General features: G+C 72.4%; 19 protein-coding genes. 5 read left to right on the top strand and 14 right to left on the bottom strand.

What is annotated here, in order from left to right:
• Nucleotides 1-97: 97 nt before the first annotated feature.
• Nucleotides 98-463 carry a family 20 glycosylhydrolase gene (locus GCE65_RS07990; RefSeq protein ID WP_153878009.1) on the top strand — a complete coding sequence of 122 codons (366 nt, stop codon included), beginning with the start codon at nucleotides 98-100 and terminating at the stop codon, nucleotides 461-463.
• Nucleotides 464-787: 324 nt separating this feature from the next.
• On the opposite strand, the gene GCE65_RS07985 is transcribed toward GCE65_RS07990, so the two are convergent.
• Nucleotides 788-1654 (bottom strand): sigma-70 family RNA polymerase sigma factor, encoded by an 867-nt coding sequence (locus GCE65_RS07985; protein ID WP_153878008.1) that lies wholly within the window; start codon nucleotides 1652-1654, stop codon nucleotides 788-790.
• A 72-nt stretch (nucleotides 1655-1726) separates the two neighbouring features.
• On the opposite strand from GCE65_RS07985, the gene GCE65_RS07980 reads away from it, so the two are divergent.
• Entirely contained in the window at nucleotides 1727-2503 is a 777-nt protein-coding gene (locus GCE65_RS07980) for an SDR family oxidoreductase (protein WP_153878007.1), read from the top strand.
• A 99-nt stretch (nucleotides 2504-2602) separates the two neighbouring features.
• On the opposite strand, the gene GCE65_RS07975 is transcribed toward GCE65_RS07980, so the two are convergent.
• From GCE65_RS07975 to GCE65_RS07945, 7 genes are all read right to left on the bottom strand, one after another.
• A complete protein-coding gene (locus tag GCE65_RS07975) occupies nucleotides 2603-4270 on the bottom strand; it encodes an FAD-dependent oxidoreductase (protein ID WP_153878006.1) in 1668 nt (555 codons plus the stop codon).
• Nucleotides 4267-6078 (bottom strand): PAS domain S-box protein, encoded by a 1812-nt coding sequence (locus tag GCE65_RS07970; protein ID WP_153878005.1) that lies wholly within the window; start codon nucleotides 6076-6078, stop codon nucleotides 4267-4269. The genes GCE65_RS07975 and GCE65_RS07970 overlap by 4 nt, the downstream gene beginning before the upstream one ends.
• A 31-nt stretch (nucleotides 6079-6109) precedes the next feature.
• Nucleotides 6110-7105, bottom strand: a complete 996-nt coding sequence (locus GCE65_RS07965) for a dihydroxyacetone kinase subunit DhaK (protein WP_153878004.1) — start codon at nucleotides 7103-7105, stop codon at nucleotides 6110-6112.
• On the bottom strand, nucleotides 7102-7761 hold the full coding sequence (dhaL, locus tag GCE65_RS07960; protein ID WP_153878003.1) for a dihydroxyacetone kinase subunit DhaL: 660 nt from the start codon (nucleotides 7759-7761) through the stop codon (nucleotides 7102-7104). Before dhaL ends, GCE65_RS07965 begins: the two co-directional genes overlap by 4 nt.
• A gap of 28 nt (nucleotides 7762-7789) precedes the next feature.
• Entirely contained in the window at nucleotides 7790-8560 is a 771-nt protein-coding gene (locus GCE65_RS07955; RefSeq protein ID WP_153878002.1) for an HAD-IA family hydrolase, read from the bottom strand.
• A complete protein-coding gene (locus GCE65_RS07950; protein ID WP_153878001.1) occupies nucleotides 8557-9420 on the bottom strand; it encodes a class II fructose-bisphosphate aldolase in 864 nt (287 codons plus the stop codon). Before GCE65_RS07950 ends, GCE65_RS07955 begins: the two co-directional genes overlap by 4 nt.
• 387 nt (nucleotides 9421-9807) lie before the next feature.
• Nucleotides 9808-10470, bottom strand: a complete 663-nt coding sequence (locus tag GCE65_RS07945) for a TMEM175 family protein (RefSeq protein WP_153878000.1) — start codon at nucleotides 10468-10470, stop codon at nucleotides 9808-9810.
• Between the two features lie 110 nt (nucleotides 10471-10580).
• On the opposite strand from GCE65_RS07945, the gene GCE65_RS07940 reads away from it, so the two are divergent.
• On the top strand, nucleotides 10581-11594 hold the full coding sequence (locus GCE65_RS07940; protein WP_153877999.1) for a hypothetical protein: 1014 nt from the start codon (nucleotides 10581-10583) through the stop codon (nucleotides 11592-11594).
• Here the strand turns inward: GCE65_RS07940 and GCE65_RS07935 are convergent.
• Together GCE65_RS07935 and GCE65_RS07930 are read right to left on the bottom strand one after the other, a co-directional pair.
• Complete coding sequence (locus GCE65_RS07935) at nucleotides 11519-12187, bottom strand: response regulator transcription factor (protein WP_153877998.1); 669 nt, start codon at nucleotides 12185-12187, stop codon at nucleotides 11519-11521. The genes GCE65_RS07940 and GCE65_RS07935 overlap by 76 nt on opposite strands.
• Nucleotides 12184-13467 carry a sensor histidine kinase gene (locus GCE65_RS07930; protein WP_194928868.1) on the bottom strand — a complete coding sequence of 428 codons (1284 nt, stop codon included), beginning with the start codon at nucleotides 13465-13467 and terminating at the stop codon, nucleotides 12184-12186. The genes GCE65_RS07935 and GCE65_RS07930 overlap by 4 nt, the downstream gene beginning before the upstream one ends.
• Nucleotides 13468-13575: 108 nt before the next feature.
• Here GCE65_RS07930 and GCE65_RS07925 point away from each other — a divergent pair, with 108 nt between their 5' ends.
• Nucleotides 13576-14187 carry a hypothetical protein gene (locus GCE65_RS07925; RefSeq protein ID WP_194164939.1) on the top strand — a complete coding sequence of 204 codons (612 nt, stop codon included), beginning with the start codon at nucleotides 13576-13578 and terminating at the stop codon, nucleotides 14185-14187.
• Nucleotides 14188-14313: 126 nt separating this feature from the next.
• Nucleotides 14314-15843: an asparagine synthase (glutamine-hydrolyzing) gene (gene asnB, locus GCE65_RS07920; protein WP_152818076.1), complete on the top strand. Its 1530-nt coding sequence runs from the start codon at nucleotides 14314-14316 to the stop codon at nucleotides 15841-15843.
• Between the two features lie 66 nt (nucleotides 15844-15909).
• Here asnB and GCE65_RS07915 read toward each other — a convergent pair whose 3' ends face one another.
• The 4 genes from GCE65_RS07915 to GCE65_RS07900 all read right to left on the bottom strand — a co-directional run bounded on the left by GCE65_RS07915 (nucleotide 15910) and on the right by GCE65_RS07900 (nucleotide 19545).
• Nucleotides 15910-16842, bottom strand: a complete 933-nt coding sequence (locus GCE65_RS07915) for a glycine betaine ABC transporter substrate-binding protein (protein WP_152818077.1) — start codon at nucleotides 16840-16842, stop codon at nucleotides 15910-15912.
• 101 nt (nucleotides 16843-16943) lie between these two features.
• Nucleotides 16944-17720, bottom strand: a complete 777-nt coding sequence (locus tag GCE65_RS07910) for an ABC transporter permease (protein WP_153877996.1) — start codon at nucleotides 17718-17720, stop codon at nucleotides 16944-16946.
• A complete protein-coding gene (locus GCE65_RS07905) occupies nucleotides 17717-18904 on the bottom strand; it encodes an ABC transporter ATP-binding protein (RefSeq protein ID WP_152818079.1) in 1188 nt (395 codons plus the stop codon). The genes GCE65_RS07910 and GCE65_RS07905 overlap by 4 nt, the downstream gene beginning before the upstream one ends.
• Entirely contained in the window at nucleotides 18901-19545 is a 645-nt protein-coding gene (locus tag GCE65_RS07900; protein WP_152818080.1) for an ABC transporter permease, read from the bottom strand. The genes GCE65_RS07905 and GCE65_RS07900 overlap by 4 nt, the downstream gene beginning before the upstream one ends.
• Nucleotides 19546-19551: the final 6 nt, after the last annotated feature.

The following is a 19551-nucleotide window of genomic DNA, read 5'->3' as shown; positions in this document are numbered from 1 at the left end:
CGGCGCACGGGTACGGAGGTGGGCCACGAGGGCGGCCGCCGGCTTTCCAGTTCCTCGGCGAGCCGGGCGAGGCAGTCGCCCGCTCACAGCCAGGTCGATGCCCGGTGGCCGGTCCGGCTTCTACACCCAGGAGGAGTCCCGCGCCATCGTGGCCTACGCCGCCGCGCGCCACATCGAGGTGATCCCCGAGGTCGAGACCTCGAGACACTCCTCGGCCGCGATCGCCGCCTATCCGGAGTTCGCCTGTGGCTCCACCGGCACGCTGTGTACGACCTCGCCGGTGGTCGGCCAGTACTTCACCGCCGTCATCGGCGAACTCGCCGCGATGAGCAGTTCCGACCTCGTCCGTATCGGCGGCGATGGGTCGATCTGCGGGCAGGCGTACATCGACTTCGTCAAGAAGGTCGAGGGATCGTCATGGCCACGGGCAAGCGCATGGTCGGCTGGACCCCGCTTCCCATAGCGGGCCTCGATCCGAGCTCCGTGCACCAGTAAGACGACTCGAACGAGGTGATCCTCTCGCGCACCGCGCGCGCCTACCTCTACTACTGGTACCCGTCGCACAACTCGGTCACGACCCACGACGGGGTCCGGCGCCCGAGGGGCCGCCGACCACTGCGCCCACCGATCCGACTGGCGACCGGACGCTCTGACCGCCCCGGTCGTACTCGGGCTCGCCGGGGCCGGCCTGAGCGCCACCCTCGCCGCTCACGGCACACGGGCCACCCCTCCGGCGGATGATCCCGACCAACTGCCGGCGACGATCGACTGATCACGGCCGGCGGGCTCAGCCGAGGATCGCCGCGAGATCGAGCCGCTCGAGGCGCGCGGGATCGGAGAGCACCTCGATGCCGGAGATGCGGCCGGCCCGGAGTTCGAAGGCCATGATGGAGACGAGTCGGCCGGCCATCACGGCGGCCACCCCCGGGCGGCCATCGATCCGGATCGGAGTCGAGTGCGCGGCGAGTCGGGCCGCGAACATGGCCTGCTGCGCGATCTCGCGCGCGCCCCGGAGGATCTCGGTACGCGCGCCGTCGTCGGCCCGGAGCACGGCCCCCTCGTCGAGCAGGGCGAGCAGCGCGTCGAAGTTTCCATGTTCGACGGCCGAGAGCCACGCCCGCACGAGAGAGTGTTCGGCGCTCCACGCCATCGGGCGCGGGGGAGGGGCGTCCCGCACAAGCCGCCGGCCGCGGGAGGCCGACTGGCGCGCCGACGCCTCGGACCTGCCCATGATCTCGGCGATCTCATCGAACCTCAGTCCGAACACGTCGTGCAGCACGAAGGCCAACCGCTCCGCCGGTGACAACGTCTCGAGCACCACCATGAGCGCGACCGCCACCCGGTCGTTGTCCACGGCCCGGGTCTCGGGGTCGGGCGCGTTCGCGGCGGGCTCGGACCAGGGCTCCACCAGCCACGAGCGTTCCCGGGCCCGCCGGGGCGTCCGGAGCAGGTCGAGGGCGATCCTCGAGACCACCGTCGTGAGCCACGCGTCGAGGTTGTCCAGCGCACCGGCATCCGTGCGCTCGAGCCGGAACCAGGCCTCCTGCACCGCGTCCTCGGCGTCCGCAGCCGAACCGAGCAGATGGGTCGCGATCGCGATGAGCCGGGGGCGCTGCACCTCGAACCGTCTCGCCAGGAACCGTCGGTCGACCATGTCACATTCTCCCTCTCGCATCCGTCACGAAGATGACGGGGCACACGTCCCGTTCGTGACAAGGAGGCAGACATGATTCTCGTGACAGGCGGAACCGGCACCCTCGGCACCCACGTCGTGGCGCGGCTGCGGCGGGCCGGCAGACCGGTGCGCGTGCTCACCCGCGGCAACCATCCGGACGGAGGTCTCGATGCTGGTGCCGGCGGCGGTGTGGAGTACGTTCGCGGCGACACGGTCGCGGGCCTCGGCCTGACGGAGGCCTTCGCGGGGGCCGAGACCGTCGTGCACCTCGCAGGCGGCGCGAAGGGCGACGATGTGGCGGCGCAGAACGTCGCGTACGCAGCCCGGTCCGCGCGCGCGGACCACCTGCTGCTCATCTCGGTCGTCGGGGCGGATGCCATGCCGATCGGCTACTTCCGTGCGAAGGCGGCGGCGGAGGAGACCGTGCGGCACGCACAGGTGCCCTACACGATCCTCCGTGCCGCGCAGTTCCACGAGTTCGTGGCCAGGACGATCGCGCCGCTGGCGAAGTGGCCGGTCGTTCCGGTACCGGGCGGGCTGCGGTTCGAGCCGATCGCGGCCACGGAGGTCGCGGAGCGGCTCGCGGACCTCGTCCTGGCAGGGCCGCACGGGGACGTGCCGGATCTGGTCGGCCCGGAGGTGCTGGACGTGCGCGAGATCCTCGCCCCGCTGACCGGTGGGCATCAGCTGCACATACCGGTGCGGATCCCGGGTGCGATCGGGCGGGCGTACCGGGGAGGCGACAACCTCGCCGCTCCGGGGGCCGACCGGGGCGAGCGGACGTGGGCGGAATTCGTCCTGGGCCGGGGAGTGTCGGCGTCGGCATGATCCGGGCGCTCGCCCGTGGCGGGGGCGAGCAGCGCCGTCCGGAAGCGGGCTGCGCGGGGCGAGCTACGCCGTCCCGCCGCGGGCGCCGCGCGCCCCAGCTCAGCCCCGCAGCACCTCGTGCACGAACCGGACCGCGACCGATCCTTCGCCGACCGCGGAGGCGACCCGCTTGACGGAGCTCGCCCGCACGTCGCCGACGGCGAAGACCCCCGGGGCGCTCGTCTCGTACAGGAACGGGTCGCGGTCGCCGTCGAGGGTGTGGTGGCGCCGGGCTCCGAGGCCCGGGCCGGTGAGGATGAAGCCGCGCCCGTCGCGGGCGATCTGTGGCGGCAGCCAGTCGGTGTGCGGGGAGGCGCCGATGAACACGAACAGCGCCGACGTGGCCAGCTCCTGCGTGTCTCCGGTGGCGGCGTCGGCGATCGTCACGCTCTCCACCCGGTCGGTGCCGCCGACGGCGCGCACGCTCGCGCCGCAGCGCACGACGATGTTCTCCCGGGCGGCGATCTGCTCGACGAGGTAGCTCGACATCTTCGCGCCCAGCCCGCCCGCCCGGCACAGGATCGTGACCGAGCGGGCGTAGTCCGAGAAGAAGACGGCGGCCTGGCCCGCCGAATTCGCCCCGCCGACCACCACGATGTGCTCGCCCGTGACCGTGTCCCGCTCGCTCACCGCGGCCCCGTAGAACACGCCCCGGCCCTCGAACTCGGTGCTGCCCGGAACGTCGAGGCTCCGGTAGGAGACCCCGCAGGCCAGGATCACCGCCCCGCAGTTGATCGCCGACCCGTCCACGAGTTCGATCCGCGGATACGGGCCGGTCAGGTCGAGGCCCGCCGCCGCCGTGGGGGCGAGCAGGTCCACGTGGAAGCGTCGCGCCTGGGTCACGGCCCGCCGCGCCAGATCGCCCCCGGAGATCCCGCTCGGGAAGCCCAGGTAGTTCTCGATCCGGGAGGACTGCCCGGCCTGCCCGCCCGGCACGAGCTGCTCGAGACACACGGTGCGCAGCCCCTCGCTCGCGCCGTACACCGCCGCCGCGAGCCCCGCGGGCCCGGCCCCGACGATCGCCAGGTCGAAGGACTCCGCATCCGCGCGCGTCTTCTGCCCGAGCGCGGCGGCCAGGTCGGCCAGGCCGGGGGAGTGCAGGGCCGCGCCGTCCGGGGTGATCACGAGCGGCAGCCCATCGGGCCCCGCCGCCCCCGACAACACCCGGGCCTCCTCGCTCGAATCCACGTCGAGCCACTGCATCGGGATCTGGTTGCGCTGCAGGAAGTCGCGGATCTCGTGCGTGCGGGCCGACCACCGGCTGCCGACCACCCGCGTCACGACGTGGCCGGGCCGGTGGTGCGCGTGCCAGTCCTCGAGCAGGTCGTCCACGATCGGGAACAGCCGCTCCTCGGGCGGATCCCACGGCTTGAGGATGTAGTAGTCCAGGTGCAGGTCGTTGATCGCGCCGATCGCCACATCCGTGTCGGCATAGGCGGTCAGCAGCACCGTGCGCACCTCCGGGAAGAGCCGCCGCGCCGCGCCCAGCACCGCCGTCCCGCTCACCTCCGGCATCCGTTGATCCGAGACGACGACGGCGACCGCATCGCCGCGTAGCTTGAGCGCGTCGAGCGTGTCGATCGCCTCGGCGCCGCCGCCCGCGGTGAGCACCCGGTAGTGGCGGCCGTACCGCCCGCGCAGGTCGCCCCGTACCGCGCTGAGCACGGCCGGGTCGTCGTCGGCGGCGAGGATGACCGGGCGCCGCGGCGCGGCCTGCGCGCCGGTCACGCGGGCTCTCCCTGCGGGCGGCGCGGCGGCAGCCACACCCGGAACACGGTGCGGCCCGGCTCGGACCGCACGTCGACCGTGCCGCCCGAGCCCGTGATCATGTTGAACACGATGTTCAGGCCGAGGCCGGTGCCCTGCCCGGGCGGCTTCGTGGTGAAGAACGGATCGAACACGTCGGCGACCACCTCCCCCGGGATGCCCGGGCCGTCGTCCTCGATCTCCACGGCGACCCCGCCGCCCGCCGCCGCCCGCGTGCGGATCGTCAGGTGACCGGAGCCGCCCATGGCGTCCGCCGCGTTGTCGATCAGGTTCGTCCAGACCTGGTTGAGCTCGCTGCCGAGGGTCTCGATGCGCGGCACGTCCCGGCCGTAGTCGCGCCGCACCTCGATGCCCTGCGTGAGCTTGGACTGCAGCATCACGAGCGTGCTGTCGAGGCCGTCGTGCACGTCGACGTCCTGCACCGGCGCTCGGTCCATGTAGCTGTACTCCTTGAGCGCCGCGACGATCCGCGAGATCCGCTCCGAGCCGTGCCCGATCTGCGCGATGAGCCCGTACGCGGTGCGCGCCCGCGACAGCGCCGTGATCGCGGCGCCCAGGTGGCCCGGCGCGAACGTGTCGGCGAGGGCGTCCAGGCCCGCCGCGTCCATGCCCAGGTCGACGAGGGCACCGGCCGCCTCCCACTGGTCCTCGAGCCAGTGGGCGGCCAGCCAGTCCTCGACCTCGGCCTCGCGGTCGCCGCGCGCGAGCGGATCCAGATGGACGGCGTCGCTCGCCCGGGTGGCCGACGCGCCGAGGAGTTCGGCCAGCCGGGCGGCCTCGCCGGCGCCCTGCGCCGAGCGGGCGAGGGTGAGCAGCGCCGTGCACGTGGCGGTGAACGCCTCCTCCAGCAGCAGCGCGCCGCGCCGGGCCGCGGCGGCCGGGTTGTTCAGCTCGTGCGCCATGCCCGCGCTCAACCGGCCGAGGGTCGCGAGCTTCTCGCTCTGCACGAGCGCGGCGGAGCGTTCGGCCACCTCGTTCTCGAGCCGGCGCCGGTAGTCGGCCTGCAGGGCCTCGGCCCGGCGGCGGTCGCTGATGTCGCGGAAGAACGTGTGCGTCGCCACGAACACCCCGTCGCGGAACCTGCCCGTCGCGTTCCCCTCGACCGGGAAGGTGTGCCCGTCCTTGGCCACGAACGTGATCTCGACGTGGTCGAACGAGAGCCCGCTCATGATCTGGCCGATGAGGATCGTGCAATGGTCGTGATCGGCCTCGTCGACGATGTCGAAGAGCGTGAGGTCCGGGAGCTCCTCGGGGGTGTAGCCGAGGTGGGTGTGCCAGGCGTGGTTGACGAACTCGAGGTGCCCGTCGGGCAGGATGCTCTGCACGATGTCGTGGGCGGACTCGATCAGGTCGAGGTATCTGCGCTCGCTCTCGTGCACGAGCGCCTCGGCCTCGTGGCGGGGCGTCAGGTCGCGGGCCACGGCGCGGTAGGCGCCCTCGCCCGGCACCCCGATCGCCGTCCACGCGAGCCACCGGACCGCCCCGCCTGCGGTGAGGAACCGGTTCTGGAACCGGGCGATCGCGCGGCCCCCGCGGGCGGCCTCGAGTCGGGCCGACGTCGCGGCGACGTCCTCGGGGTGCACGAACTCGAGCAGCGGCCGGGAGAGGAGAACCTGCGCGCTCCAGCCGAGCAGCGCCGTCCATTCGCCCGTGACCTGGCGCAGGTAGCCGTCGAAGCCGGCCACGCACGCCAGGTCGGCGCTCAGGTCGAGCAGGCGCGCCGCGACATCGTGCGGCCAGGTGTCGATACCAAGGCCCTCGGGCGGCATGTCGGCCTCCTCCACTCCTCGGCCCCGCCGGTCAGAACACCCGGTAGGAGACCTCCGCGGGGGCGGTGAGCAGGGGGGCGAGCTCGTCGTCCACCCTGAGCATCGTGAGCGAGGCGCCGGCCATCTCCAGGGAGGTGCAGTACTCGCCCACGTAGCTGCGGAACACGGAGATCCCGCGCTCGGCGAGCTTGCGGTGGGCGATCCCGTAGAGCAGGTACAGCTCGCCGATGGGCGTGCCGCCGAGCCCGTTGAGCATGAGGGCCACCCGGTCGCCCGAGGAGAACGGCAGATCGGGCACCACCGAATCGAGGAGGAGGTCGACCACCTCGTCCGCCGACACGAGCGTCGTGCGCCGGCGCCCCGGCTCGCCGTGGATGCCGATGCCGACCTCCATCTCGTCCTCGGCCAGTTCGAACAGGGGAGTGCCGCGCTGCGGCGGGGTGCAGCCGCTGATCGCGATGCCCATGCTGCGCACGCCGGCGATCACCTTCTCGCCGATGCGCACCAGCTCGTCGAGTTCGGCGCCGTTCTCGGCGGCGGCGCCGGTCGCCTTGATCACGAAGAAGTTGCCGGCCACGCCGCGCCGGCCCACGGTGTACGTCGAGTCCTTGACCGCCACGTCGTCGTCGACGAGGAGGGCACCCACCTTCATGCCCTCGTCCTCGCACATCTCCTTGGCCATCTCCCACGCGGTGCGGTCGCCCGTGTAGTTGTTGACGATGTGCAGGATGCCCTTCGGCGTGTAGAGCAGCTTGGTCGTCTCGTACACGAACTCCACCGGGGGACCCGCGAACACGTCGCCCGGGCATGCGCCGTCGAGCATTCCCGGGCCGACGATCATCGTGTGCGCCGGCTCGTGTCCCGAGCCGGAGCCCTGGATGATCGAGACCTTGTCGGGGCGCGGCGCGTCGGCACGATAGATGAGGTTGTACGCAGGTTCGTATCTCAGGGCGCCGCCGCTGGCCAGCTGGATGCCGGTGAGCATCTCCGGGACGTACTGCCGGGGATCGTTGATGAACTTCTTCACGGTGAGACTCCTTCGCTGTGTCGTGAATCGCGCCAGGCGGCGCTGATCGCCTGCAGGATGACGCCGATGGCCGTGGCGCCCGCGTCCACGGAGTCGCGGCTCCGTTCCCCCGTATAGGCCGCCCGCCCCCGTTTGGCGAGCATGCCGAGCGTTCCCTCGGCGGCCGTGACCGCGGCGTCGGCCGCGTGTTGGAGGGCCGTGGCGCCGTCGTCGCCCGCGGTGAGGGCCGCCTCGAGCGCGTCGATCGCCGGCACGAGCGCGTCGAGCAGGGTCTTGTCGCCGACCTCCGCCTGGCCCCGATGCTTGACGCCCTCGACGGCCGCGCGCATCGCCTCGACCACCTCGGGGCCGGTCAGTTCCGTGCGGTCGCCGGCCGCGGCACCCGCCCGCATGAACGCGGTGCCCCAGATCGGCCCGCTCACGCCGCCGACCTTGCCGGCGATCGTGAACCCGATCTTCTTGAGCAGCGCGCCCACGCTCGAATGATCGAAGGACTCGTAGTCGGCGAGCACGACCTCGAAGCCGGCGCGCAGCGAGAAGCCGAAGTCGCCGTCGCCGGCGACGGCATCCAATTGGGCGAATTCCTCCGCATGGTCGACGATCGTTCGCGCCGCCGTGAGCAGCACCAGGTCGACGTCCGTGCCTACCGCATCCATGGGACCTCCTCGGGTTCCAGCCGTCCGGTCATTCCAGGCAGCGGGCCAGGTCGGCCAGCGTGACGACCTCGCCGGGAGTGGCCCTGCTCCGGTTCGCGATCACGCGGGTGTGTTCGCCGTCGGGATCGCCGAGCGTGGAGACGACGAGGATCGCCTCGTCGTTCGGCTCACCCTCGGTGTAGCCGTTCACGGTGAGCAGGCAGCGCAGCCCGGCCGCGGTCGCGGCGAGGAGACCGTTGCGGGAGTCCTCGACGACGAGCACGTCGGCCGGGTCGACTCCGAGCCGCTCGAGGGCGAGCAGGTAGATGTCGGGGGCCGGCTTCTTCGCCTTGACGACGTCGCCGGCGAGCACGGCGTCGAAGCGGGCCGCGCGCTCCGGGCCGACGGCGGCCTCGAGGATGGCCCGGACCGACGCCTCGGCGGAGGTGGAGGCGACCGCCAGGGTCCAGCCCGCGTCCTGGGCGGCCGCGATGATCCGGTGCACGCCGGGCCGCGGCGGCAGCTTCCCGGCCGCGGCCATCTGCGTGTAGATCGCCGTCTTGCGCGCATGCCAGGCGGCGATCGTGGCGGCCTGGCCCTCCGGGTCGGTGGGCAGGCCGTTGGCGCGCACGAACTCGGGGGTGAGTTCGCTCGCCATCCGCTCCTTGCCGCCGGCGATCTGCAGCTTGTGCGCGTACTCCTCCTCGGACCAGTCGAGCGGCACACTCATCTCGGCGAAGGTCTGGTTGAATGCCGGACGGTGCCCGTCCCGCTCGGTGTCGGAGAGCACGCCGTCGCAGTCGAAGATGAGGGTGGTCACGACGCCCGCCCGGCCTTCCCGTCGCTGCCGAACATGCGGATGTGGTTCGCGGCCATCTCCTTGACCGCCGCATGCTGGACGGCGAACTGGGACGGCGGATCGAAGGCGCCGGGATGGTCGTTCATGAAGGCCTGACCGGCGGACATGAGGGCGATCTTCAGCGCCGTGGAGATGTTCACCTTCGCGCAGCCCCGGGAGATGAGGTCGCTGAACTGCTCGGCGCTCATGCCGGTCCCGCCGTGCAGCGCCACGGGGATGCCGGTGGCCGCCACGATGTCGGTGACGCGCTGGTTGTCGAGGGTGGGCGTGGCGCGGTACATCCCGTGGGCGTTGCCGATGGCCGGGGCGAACACGTCGACGCCCGTGTCGCGGATGAAGTCGACCGCGGCGGCCAGGCTCAGCTCCGGTGGGGTGATGCCCGCCTCGCCCGTGTCCTCGATCCGGGCGAACGGCTCGATCTCACCCTCGACCAACGCGCCGTAGGGGCGGGCCTCCTCGACCACCTCGCGGCACTGGCGCTGGTTCTCCTCCACGCTCAGCTTCGAGCCGTCGAAGAGCACGGAGTTCCACCCGAGCCGGAGGCAGGTCGCGATGACGGCCCGGTCGGGGCAGTGGTCCAGGTGCAGCGCCACCGGCACCGCGACCTGGGCCGCCATCGCCCGCCACATCGCGTAGAGCACCTCGGCGCCGATGCTCCGGACCGTCTTGACCGAGGTCTGCACGATGAGCGGCGCGGCGAGCTCCTCCGCCGCCGCCAGCACGGCCGCCATGCTCAGGTCGTTCACGACGTTGATCGCCGCGACGCCGTAGCCTTGATCGAAGGCGCGGGAGACGATCTCCTGGGTCGGCGCGATGGGCATCATCCACCTCCTGGTCGGGGATGCCCGGTCCCTCCGAGCACCGTCGGGACGAGCACTGCCGGCACTGTCAGCAGGGGGAGCACGGCGAATCGACGGTCGCCGACGCGGGCGGGGCGCGGGCCGCGCAGCCCGCACCGGCCGCGCGGCAGTGGCGCGTGCTCCTCGTGAGCCGACTGCACCGACATCGACGCCTCCAGCGCTCATGCGCTCGACCTACCCGGGATCAGCAGCCGCTCATCACCGAGACCACGATCAACGTAACACCGTGCTCACCGAGCGTCGAGGTAGGAGGCGTCTTTAGTCTCATCGATATCGACCAACGTCGACCAGCGTCGAATGGCCGCCCCGCGGGGCCGCGCCGGTGACCGAGCTGGCCGGAACCGGCGATCAGGGCCGCTCCGGATTCGCGGGTCCGCCGGCCTCGGTTCGGATCGAACGGCCGGCGGGGATGAAGTAGAACAGCCCCAGGGTGATGCAGACGGCCAGGGTGAGATACGGCGTCACCAGTCCGAGCAGCGCCGCCACGAGGTAGACGGGCGGGGCGAGGAGGCCTCGGCGCAGGAGCGCCCGGCGCCGGGCGGGGGTCAACTCGGCGGGCAGCAGGTGCGCCCGGCGCATGAGGATGAGCCATTGCAGCGCGAGGAACACGAGCGAGGTCACGAGGAAGGAACCCGCGTACACGACCGCCGCGAGGTGACCTCCGGCCGGTTGGTCCAGGTAGGTCGCGAAGAGTGAGGTCGTGAACGGCAGGGCCACGATGCACAGCAGCAGGAGCAGGTTGACCACGATCACCGCGTGATCCACGGCCCGCAGCCGGCGAAGCGCCGCATGGTGGTTGATCCAGAGGATCCCGATCGCGAGGAACGAGATGACGTAGGCCAGGTAGTTGGGCCACAACTGGCCGAGCCGGGCGGCCAGGCCGATCCCCGCCTCCGGGGCCGGCACGCGCAGATCCAGCACGAGCAGCGTGATCGCGACGGCGATCACCCCGTCCGAGAGGGCCTCGGTCCGGCCGATTCCGAACGACTCCCGGCCCGGCGCGGCGGTCATGGCGCATCCGGTGACATGGGCTGCTCCTTCGCGGAGTCGCCGCTCGGCGTGCGGGAGCGGTGTCCCTCGGACGATACACCCGGGGGCGGTCCGTGGTTGACTGGGCGACCATGACCGAAACCGCTGCCACCTCGAGCCACCTTCGCCGGTCCCTCGAGGGTGTCGCCGCCGGAGTCGTGGCGGCGGCCGCCGGCCTGCTGCCGTGGCTCGTCGGCGGGGGCCGGCTTCCGCTCCAGAACCTCTGGGCGAACGAGACCCTCCCCGGCGGCATGCCGTTCGTGCTCCTGCCGGTGAGCCAGTACAAGGCGATCACGCTGCTCGTGCTGCTCGTGGTGCCGGCGGTCGCCGCCGGGCTCGCCGTCCGGGCGGCGGCGAGCCGGGTCGCCCTTCCCGCGTGGAGCGTGGCGGCCGGGCTGCTGCTCGCCCACGCCGGCGCCACGGCGCAGAGCTTCGTGGTCGTGGCCCGCGGCCTGGAACTCGGGCAGACGGTCGACGCCCGAGTGGGGTTGTACTTCTTCGGTCTCCTCGGCGGAGTCGTCGCCTCGATCCTGCTCGCGCAGGCGGGATTCCTGCTCACCTCTCGGGCCTCCCGCGGGCCCGCCGCGCTCGGACTGTCCCTGGCGGCCACGCCGCTCGCGTACTGGCTCAACGAGGCGGTCGCCGCGCTCTCCGGCCCGGGCCAGTACCCCGCAATCATGTCGGGCGTCGTGCGCTGGCTCCCGGCGGTCGTCGTCGGGCTGACCCTGGCCTGGTACGGGCTGCGCCCCGGCCGGCAGATCGCGGTCTGGGCGGCCGCGCTCGCGGCGCTGTGGGTGACGCCGGCCCTGTTCGTCTCGCTCCAGTACGGCCTCGGGATGCGCATCCTCCGGGGAGACGTCGGCGAGATGCTCTCGGCGTCCGCACAGCTCTTTCCGCAGGTGCTCGAGCTCATGGTGGCCCCGGTCGCCGTCGCGCTCGCGCTCGGTCTCGCCGCAGCGGCCGCCCGCGCCGGGCTCGCCCGGCGGGGCCGACCCGGACGGGTCGCCCCGGAGGGGAGACGGCACGCGAATCAGCGTGAGGCGCGCAGGCTCGCCTCGCCGATGCGGGCGAGCTGCACGCGGGAGTCGGCCCCCGTCTTGGCGTAGAGCGCGCCGACGTGGGTCTTGACCGTGGTCAGCCCGATGTACAGCTCGGCGGCGATCGCCTGGTTCGACAGCCCCCGGGTGAGGAGCTCGAGCACCTGACGTTCCCGCGTCGTCAGCTCATCGACGTCGACCGCCGCGCCGGCCGGCGCGGCGGGGTCGGCCGGCTCCCCGGCGTTGAGGCGCGCGATGACGGCCCCGGCCACGGCCGGGTCGAGCACGTGCCGATCGGCGGCCACGTGGCGTACCGCCGCGATGAGCTCGGCGCCGCTCGTGCTCTTGAGCAGGTACCCGCGGGCCCCGGCCGCCAGCGCGCGGGTGAGGAGGTCGTCGGAGTCGAAGGTGGTGAGCACGAGCACCCGCGCCGAGGTCTCGGCCGTGATCCGCTCGGTCGCCCAGATCCCGTCGGTCCCCGGCATCCGCAGGTCGACGAGCGCCACGTCGGGCCCGTGCCGGTGGCAGGCGGCCAGCGCGTCGAACCCGTTCTCGGCCTCGGCCATCACCTCGATGTCGGGGTCGGTGCCGAGGATCGCCGCGACGCCGCTGCGCACCGCCTCGTGATCGTCCGCGATGACCACCCGTACGACCCGCGTCATGCCGGCCTCCCTCGTTCCACGTCCGATTCCGCCGGGAGCCGCAACCGTGCGCGCCACCGGCCGGTGGGGGAGTCCCCGCCGGGCTCGACAGGCTCGACCTGCTCGACCGGCTCGACCGGGCCGGCGTCCAGGCTCGCGCCCGTGCCGCTGAGCAGGAGCACGGCCCCGCTGATCCCGATCCCAGTGCCCGGCCGGACCCGCCCGGCGGGTGCCCGGTCGTTCGTCACCGTGACCTCGAGACCGTGCCCGCCGGCGTGCTGCGCGTTCGGGCCCGGCCCCGCCTGCATCGGCCCCACGTCGACCTGGACGTCTCCCGTGCCGTGCTTGGCCGCATTCGCCAGCAGCTCCTGCAGCACGCGCATGACCACGTGCGAGCGCGTGGCCGGGGCCCGGTCGAGGGCGGCCCACAGCCCCGCGCGGCCCTGCCCCGACCAGCGCAGCGCGCGACCGGCCGGCAGCAGCCGCGGAAGGTCCTCGAGTGCCTCCGCCGGGGCGATCAGGGCCACCTCGTCCAGGTCCTCGACCGCCGTGAGCACGGTGATGAGGCCCCGCAGCTGCCGGTGCGCCTCGTCCGTGCCGCGCTTGGCCTGGTCGAGGCCGCGGGTGAGGGCGGCGGAATCGACGCGTGGCCCGGCGGACTGCAGCTTCGCGGCCTCGATGTGCAGGCCCGCCACGGCGATCTGGTTGGCCACGAGATCGTGCAGATCGTGGGCGATCCGGTCACGCAGCCGCCGCGTCGCCCGCCCGTGCTCCTCGCTCATCGTCGCCCGGGTCCGCAGGCGTTCACGGCGCACGTTCCAGCCCCACAGCCCGGAGACGAGCAGCACGAGCCCCCACTGCACCCCGAGCACCACGACCCGGCCGTCGTCCGGGCGGAACACCACGAGGGCCGCACCGCAGCCGATCGCTGCGACCAGCGCCCACCGGAACAGCAGCCGCACGCCCCGGTCGCCACCGTATTTGACGGCGGCGTAGATCAGGTCGGTCAGGATGAGCACGACGCCGAGGGATCCGCCGAACATCAGGTCGACCCCGGCCACCGCCGCCCCCGCACCGAGCGCCGCGAACGGGCGCCGGGAGCGGCGGGTCGCGATGAGGGCCATGCCCAGCAGCGTGAGCAGGAACACGCCCCCGGTCGACTGCCAGGGCGTGAGGTCCCCCCACAGGCCGTAGCCGCCGAACTGCAGCGCGGCGAGCCCGACGAGCAGCCAGCTCGCGCCGATGACGGCGTCGCGACTGGCCGGGTGGGCGTCGAGCTGCCGGAACCAGCGCACGATCATGACCCCATCCTCGCCCATCCTCCGACCGTCCCGCCTCCTCCGATCGAAGGAGGTGGGACGGGCCGCCCGGAGGATCCGCGCCGGAGGGAGGAGGGCCACGCTCGAATCATGACCCTCCTGGTGATCCTCGCGTGTGAAATCGGCTTCTGGGTGCTGCTCGTCTCGGGCCTCGCGGCCCGCTACCTGCTGCGCCGGCGGCGGCTGTCGAGCGCCCTGCTGCTGTGTGTGCCGCTGCTCGACGTGGTGCTCCTCACGGCGATCGGCTGGGACCTCCTGGCGAACGGGACCACGGCCGAGTTCACGCACGGGCTCGGCGCCGTCTACCTCGGCTTCACGGTCGCGTTCGGACACCAGATCATCGCCCGGGTCGACGCCTGGTTCGCCCACCGGTTCGCCGGCGCGCCGGCGCCGGTCAAGGCGCCGGCCGCGGGCACCGCCCGGGTGCGCCACGAATGGGGCCAGTGGCTGCGGATGCTCCTGTGCGCGGCCGTGGCCAGCGCCGTTCTCGGCGGGATCGTGCTGCTCGTGGCCGACCCCGCCCGCACGGGCGAGCTCCTCGTCTGGTTCGCCCGCATCTGGCTCGCGACCGGGATCTGGCTGATCGTCGGGCCCGTCTGGGAGGGCGTGCGCCAGGCGGTGACGGCCGTGCCCGTCCTGCGGCCCCTGCTCGCCGAAGCGCGCGGCCCCGTTCGCGAACGGACGCGCGACAACGCGCGGTGAGCTGCGTCGTCCCCACGCCGTGCCCACGCCGTGCCCAGGCCGTGCCGACGCCGTGCCCACGCCGCGGGATGGCCGCTCCCCGGCGAGCGGTAGCGTGGTTCGCACACCACCGAAGAATGAGGAGTCATGTCGGCAATTGTCGCGGCGCACGGTCCGTTCGACGAGCAACTCGGGCGCAGGATGCTCGACCGGATGCGGCACCGAGGCCCGGACGGCTCGGGAACCCGCAGGGTCGGGCAGGCGTGGCTCGGCAGCCACTACCTCGCGATCATCGACCCCGACGCGGGCGAGCAGCCGATCGGGAGCAGCCGGCCCGGCAGCTGGCTCATCGGCGACGGCGAGATCTACAACCACCAGCGCATCCGCGACCGGCTCGGTGCGGACCGGTTCAGCACCGACTCCGACCTCGAGGCGGCCCTCGAGCTGTTCGAGGACGAGGGGGTCGCCGCCTTCGAGCGGCTCTGGGGAACGTTCGCCCTCGTCGTGGCGGCCGAGGACGGCCGGTTCGCGGCCGCGCGGGACGTGCTCGGGATCTCGCCGCTGTACTGGGCGCGGCGCGGGGAGACCGTCGTGTTCGCCTCCGAACTCAAGGCGTTCGACGAGGACTGGCGCGCGCTGGTCGAGCCGTTCCCGCCCGGCCACGCCTGGACCCCGCAGGACGGCCTCATCGCCGGGCCCGCACTACCGGGCGCCTCGCCCGTGCTGCTCAAGAGCCGCGCCCCCTCCGAGCAGCCGCCGGCCTGGGTGTTCGCCGCGCTGCGCGAGACCCTCGTGCGGGCGGTCGAGCGCAGCCTGCCGAGCCGGTCCTCCGTGGGGATCCTGCTGTCCGGGGGCGTCGACTCGAGCATCATCACCGCGATCGCCGCCCGCATCGCGCGGGAACAGGGGCGGGTCCTGCCCACGTTCGCGGTCGGGATGGCGGGCAGCGGCGACCTCGCGGCCGCGCGGCTCGTGGCCGAGCACGTGGGCACCGACCATCACGAGCTCGTCTACACGGCCGAGGACGCGATCGCCCTCGTGCCGCGGATCATCGCCGAGCTCGAGTCCTTCGACCCGACCCTCGTGCACTCGGCCGTGCCGCACCACCTCGTGGCCTCCCTCGCCGCCCGGCACGTCACCGTGGTGCTCGCGGGGGAGGGCGCGGACGAACTGTTCGCCGGCTATTCCCACTACGGGCGCCACGACACCGGCGAGGCGCTCCACGAGGATCTGCTCGCGACGCTCGAGGGCATGCACATCGGCGGCCTGCAGCGGGTCGATCGGGTGGCCGGGGCCCACGGCATCGAGCCGCGGCTGCCGTTCCTCGACCTCGACTTCGTGGAGCTCGCCCTCGCGCTCCCGCCGGGCTGGAAGCTCCTCGAGGAGGGCCGGCCCGCGAAGTGGCTGCTGCGGCAGGCGTTCGACTCCTGGCTGCCGGCCGAGGTGCTGTGGCGCCGCAAGGAGCAGTTCGGCGAGGGAACGGGCATGAACACGGTGCTGAGCGAGCACTACGAGCAGACCGTCACCGGCGCCGAGCTCGACCGGGCCGCCGCCGAGCTGTCCCACCTCGACCCGCCGCTGCGCACGCGCGAGGAACTCGCCTACTACCGGCTCTTCACCGAGGCGCTGCCGGGGATCGACGCGCAGCGCACCGTCGGCCGCTTCGCCGAGGCCTGAGAACGGGACCGGCCGGCCGCCGCGGGAAACCGCGGGGGCCGGCCGGTGCGCGCCGGGGGCGGGTGGTCAGCCGAGGAAGCCCTCGTCCGTGAGCCACTCCTCGGCGACGTCGCGGGGCTGCTCGCCGTCGTTGTCGACCTGGCCGTTCAGGCTGGTCATCACCTCGTTCGTGAGCGCCTGCGAGATCGGGTCGAGGATCTCGGCGATCTCGGGGTAGGCGTCGAGGGTCTCCTGACGCAGGGTCACCGCGCCCGCGTACTGGATGAAGAAGTCCTTGTCGTCCTCGAGCACGAGCAGGTCGTTCGAGACGATGCGGGCGTCGGTGGAGAACACCTCGCCGAACTGGCAGGAGTCGCCGACCTGGGTGTAGATGAGGTTGAGGTCGAGCTCGACGATCTCGGTGAACTCGAAGCCGTAGGCCTCCTCGAGGCCGGGCAGGCCGTCGTCGCGGTTGATGAACTCGCTCGCCGCGCAGATCGCGCCCTGGTCCGGGTTCGCCTGGATGAACGCGGCCGCGTCGCTCGTGGTGGTCAGCCCGTTCTCCTGGGCGAACGCGGCGCTCGTGGCGAGCCGGTAGGTGTTCTCGAAGTTCGCCGGGGGCAGCCAGGCGATCCCGTTGGCCGCGTCGGCCTCCTTGACCGCCTCGTACAGGTCGTCGGGGACCTCCTCGGTGCTGTTGCCGAGGATGTTGACCCAGCCCGTGCCGGTGTAGTCCCAGTACAGGTCGATCTCGCCGGTCTCGAGCGCCTCGCGCACCGTGGCGCTGCCGGACAGCCCGGTCTGGTCGGTGATCGAGGCGCCGGCGTGCTCGAGTGCGACGGCCGCGATCTGGCCGAGGATCTCCGACTCCGTGAACTCCTTCGAGCCGACGGTCAGGTCCGCTCCGGCGAGCGGCCCGTCACCGCCGCCGCTGCCCGAGTCGCCGCCGCAGGCCGCGAGGGTGAGGGCGAGGCCGAGGAACGCGGCGGTGGCCGCGGTGGTTCTGTGCAGTCTCTTCATGGGTATCTCCTTCGTGGGGACGACGGCCGGTCGAGTCGGGCCGAAACGGTTGCGTTCCGTCGCTCTCGCGCTGGCGTGCGTGGCGTGTGCGGCGCGGCCGGTCAGAGCCCGCGCGGGCGCAGCAGGTCTTCCGTGATCCCGGCGAGGTAGTCGATGACCAGCGCCAGGACGGCGGTGAGGGCGGCGCCCACGAGCTGCACCGTGAAACGGTTCGTGGACAGGCCGCCGACGATGATGTCGCCCAGTCCGCCGGCATTGATGTACGTGACCAGGGTAGCCGTACCGACGTTGATGACCAGCGCCGTGCGGATGCCGGCGAGGATCACGGGCACGGCGAGCGGCAGTTCGAGCCTGCGCAGCACGGTGAACTTCGACATGCCCATCCCGCGGCCGGCCTCGAGCACGGCCGCGTCGACCTGTTCCAGGCCGACCATCGTGTTGAGCAGGACCGGCACGATCGCGTACAGGACGAGCCCGACGATCGCCGCATTGAAGCCGAGGAAGAGGAAGGCGACCGCGAGCAGCACGAGGATCGCGATCGTCGGAACCGCCTGCCCGAGGGTGAGCAGGCCGATGAGGAACGGACGCACGCGGCGGGCGAACGGCCGGGTGAGGATCACCCCGAGCGGGACGGCGATGACGAGGGTGAGCACGGTGGAGACCGCGGTGAGCTGGACGTGCTGCCAGATGGCGGAGCCGAGCCGGTCCGCGTTGAGGAGGCGTCGTTCGATGGAATCGAGATCCCGGCTCGCGACGTACAGGTACAGGGCGAGGCAGACGGCCGCCAGGATGAGCGGCATCGTGATGTAACCGCCCACGGTGCGCCGCCGCCCGCGCAGCACGGGCGACGCGAGGCGCTCGGGGGCGGCGGTGCTCATGCGCCCTCCCGCAGGCCGGACCGCTCGGCACTGACGGCGCTGGCCCGCATCTCGCGGATGGCCTCGTTGATCTGGTCGATGTCGACCACGCCGAGGAGGGCGCCGTCGTCGCCGGTCACGATGGCGACCGAGTGCCGGGCCGTGATGAGCTCGTTCAGGGCGTCGGAGAGCGTGGCCCGGGGGGTGATCGCGGGTGAGATCGGGCTCCCGACCCCCGCGAGGTCCGGCCCGGTCGCGCGGCGCAGGTCCGCGGCGCCGACCCAGCGCGCGGGTGTGCCGGATCCGTCGAGCACGAGCAGCGCGCTCTCGGGCACGTCGCGGAGCCGGTCGAGGGCGGCCGCCGGATCGGTGGCCTCGGGCACGGTCGGCCAGCTGCGCAGCTGGATGTCGGCGACGTGGGTGAGGTTGAGCCGCTTGAGGGAGGCGCCCCTGCCGATGAAGTCGGAGACGAACGGGTTCGCCGGGGCGGTGAGGATCTGCTCGGGGGTGTCGTACTGGGCGACCCGCGAGCCCTCCTGCAGGATCGCGATGCGGTCGCCGAGCTTGATGGCCTCGTCGATGTCGTGGGTCACGAACACGATGGTCTTGCGCACCTCGGACTGCAGCCGCAGGAGCTCGTTCTGCAGCCGGTCCCGGGTGATCGGGTCGATCGCGCCGAACGGCTCGTCCATGAGCAGCACGTCCGGGTCGGCCCCGAGCGCCCGGGCGACGCCGATCCGCTGCTGCTGACCGCCCGAGAGCTGCTTGGGGTAGCGGTGCCGGTACTCCTCGGGGGGCATGCTCACCATCCGCATGAGCTCGTCCACCCGCCGGTCGATGCGTGCGGCATCCCAGCCCAGCAGCTTGGGCACGGTGGCGATGTTCTCCCCGATGGTCATGTGCGGGAAGAGGCCGATCTGCTGGATCACGTATCCGATCCGGCGGCGCAACCGATCCGGATCGGTGGTGGTCACGTCCTCCCCGTCGAGGAGGATGCGCCCGCCGCTCGGTTCGATGATGCGGTTGATCATCTTCATCGTCGTGGTCTTGCCGCATCCGGAGGGGCCCACGAGCACGACGATCTCGCCCTCGTGGATGTCCAGGTCGAGGGCGTCGACGGCGTTGGCTCCCTGCCCGGGGTAGCGCTTGGTCAGACCCTGGAGGCGGATCATCACCCGGTCGCCGGTGGTGGCTGCGTCGGTCATCGAATTCCTTCGGAGGTGGTGAGTCGGCGGGCGGCGTGGAAGATCAGGTCGAACAGCACCGCGAGGATGATCACGCCGAGGGTTCCGGCGAGCACGAGGTTGACGGCGACCGGGGTTCCCACGCGGTTGAGGCCGGTGAAGATGAGGTCGCCGTAGCCGGGACCGTTGACGATCCAGCCGATCGCCGCGATCCCGAGCAGCACGAGGGTCGTCACCCGGATGCCCGTGATGATGACCGGCCACGCGAGCGGCAGCTCGATCCTGCGCAGGCGCTGGAACCGGGTCATTCCCATGCCGCGGGCGGCCTCGACGATCGCCGGATCCACGCTCTGCAGTCCCGTGACCGTGTTGCGGATGATCGGCATGAGGCCATAGGCGGTCAGGGCCACGACGACGGGCTTCGCCCCGAGGCCGAGCGGCCCGAGGAGCAGGATGAACAGCGCGAAGGAGGGGATCGTGAGCATCGCCCCGCTCAGGGCGAGCACGATCTCGCGCGGTCGGGCGTGCTGATAGGTGAGCACGCCCAGGGAGATGCCGATGATCGCGGCGAAGCCGACGGAGACCGCGACCACCGCGGCGTGTGCCAGGCCGAGCTCGACCATGTCGTCGCTGCGTTTGATCAGGAATTGGACGAAGTCCATCAAGCC

Origin of the sequence: Pseudactinotalea sp. HY158, assembly GCF_009660225.1 — a bacterium.
GTDB lineage: Bacteria > Actinomycetota > Actinomycetes > Actinomycetales > Beutenbergiaceae > HY158.
The sequence above is the reverse complement of the archived record's forward strand: the minus strand, read 5'-3'. Positions and strand labels throughout refer to the sequence as shown.